This window comes from Methylobacterium sp., assembly GCF_019750675.1.
Classification (GTDB): Bacteria; Pseudomonadota; Alphaproteobacteria; order Rhizobiales; family Beijerinckiaceae; genus Methylobacterium.
In genome coordinates this window covers 1-1,912 of record NZ_JAIEOF010000338.1, presented here as the reverse complement: position 1 = coordinate 1,912, position 1,912 = coordinate 1, and the positions used below count along the sequence as shown (strand labels likewise).

The window sequence follows — 1,912 nt, the reverse complement described above, 5'->3', positions numbered from 1 at the left end:
CGACCGCCTGGTCCCCGCGCGGGGCAGACCCGACCGCCCGCGACCGGGCCGCGTCGAACCTCACGGAGTCACGCTGACCCATGCCCGACCTGAAGCCGATCCTGCTCGTCGAGGACAATCCGAACGACATCGAGCTGACCCTGGCGGCCCTGGAAAAGAGCCAGCTCGCCAACGAGATCGTGATCTGCCGCGACGGCGCCGAGGCCCTCGACTTCCTCTACCGGCGCGGCGAGCATGCCCACCGGGAGACCCGTGACCCGGCCGTGGTGCTCCTCGACCTGAAGCTGCCGAAGGTCGACGGCCTCGAGGTTCTGGCCAAGGTGAAGGGCGACCTGCGCACGCGCTCGATCCCGATCGTGATGCTGACCTCGTCGCGCGAGGAGACCGACCTCGTCCGCTCCTACGACCTCGGGGTGAACGCTTTCGTGGTCAAACCCGTTGGGTTCTCGGACTTCTTCGAGGCGATCCAGGACCTCGGGGTCTTCTGGGCGGTCCTGAACGAGCCGCCGCCGCACCGTGGGGGAGAATGGCCATCGAACACCTGAGGGACATCGCGGCGGACCCGTTTCCCCCGGCCGGATTCGGGCCGGATCCTCTGCGGATCCTCCTTCTCGAGGACAGCGATCTCGACGCGGAACTGCTCGTCGCGTTCCTCGACGACCTCGGCCACCCCTACACCCTCGACCGGGTGATGACGCGGGCCGATTTCACCCGCGCGGCGGAACCGGGGGCGCACCACCTCATCCTGGCGGATTACATCCTGCCCACCTTCGACGGGCTCGGCGCCCTGGCGATCGCCCGCGCGCGCTGCCCCGGCACGCCCTTCGTCTTCGTCTCGGGCGCGCTCGGCGAGGAAGTCGCCGTCGAGGCCCTGAAGCGCGGCGCCACCGACTACGTCACGAAGCAGCGCCTCGACCGCCTGCCCCGCACCATCATGCGGGCGCTCGCCGAGGCCAGGGCCCTGGCCGAGCGCGAGCGCGCCTTGCGGGACCTGCACGACCTGAACGAGACCCTGGAGGCGCGGGTCGAGGCCCGCACCCGCGAGCTGGAAGCGGCCAACGCCGAGCTTCAGCGCCAGGTGGTCGAGCGGGAGCGCGTCGAGGAGGCCCTGCGCCAGGCCCAGCGCCTGGAGGCGGTGGGCCAGCTCACCAGCGGCGTCGCCCACGACTTCAACAACCTGCTGACCGTGATCTCGGGCAACATCGAGTTCCTGGGCCGGGCCGTATCCGACGAGCGCTCGAAACGGCGCCTCGACATGATGCGGGGCGCGGCCGACCGGGGTGCCCGACTCACCGCGCAGCTCCTCGCCTTCTCGCGCCGCCAGCGCCTGGCGCCGACCCCGGTGGAACTGAACCACACCGTCGCCTCCATGCGCGACTTGCTCCAGAGCTCCATCGGCGGCGCCGTGCGCATCGAGATGACGCTGCAGCCCGAGCTCTGGTCGGCCCTTGTGGACGCGACGCAGATCGAGCTCGTGATCCTGAACCTCGCGATCAACGCCCGCGACGCCATGGTGGTGGGCGGCTGCCTCACCATCGAGACCGCCAACGTCACGCTGACGGAAGCCCCCGCCCGCGCGGAGGAGCCGGCCCCCGGCGCCTACGTCATGGTGGCGGTGAGCGACACCGGCACGGGCATCGCGCCCGACGTGCTGGCGCGGGTGTTCGAGCCGTTCTTCACGACGAAGCCGGTCGACAAGGGCTCGGGCCTCGGGCTCGCGCAGGTCTACGGCTTCGCCAAGCAGTCGGGCGGCGGCGTCCGCATCGACACGCGGCTCGGCGAGGGCACCTCCGTGCGGGTCTACCTGCCCCGCGCCGAGGCCGATGCGCTCCCGGCCGCGGCGCCGGCCGCGCCCGTCGACTGCGCGGCCCGGCGCAGCCCGGGCGACCGGCCCGTCATCCTCGTGGTGGAC

General features: G+C 71.7%; 2 protein-coding genes. Both read left to right on the top strand.

What is annotated here, in order from left to right:
• Nucleotides 1-80: 80 nt before the first annotated feature.
• Nucleotides 81-545, top strand: coding sequence for a response regulator (locus K2X24_RS17130; RefSeq protein ID WP_292499537.1), 465 nt, complete (start codon nucleotides 81-83; stop codon nucleotides 543-545).
• Nucleotides 527-1,912 (top strand): hybrid sensor histidine kinase/response regulator (locus K2X24_RS17125; RefSeq protein ID WP_292499536.1); only part of this gene is annotated, 1,386 nt, incomplete at its 3' end. The genes K2X24_RS17130 and K2X24_RS17125, both read left to right, overlap by 19 nt.

Bases quoted from the DNA above. Each gene is read 5' to 3' on its own strand.
- K2X24_RS17130 (WP_292499537.1), top strand. From the start codon at position 81: ATGCCCGACCTGAAGCCGATCCTGCTCGTCGAGGACAATCCGAACGAC.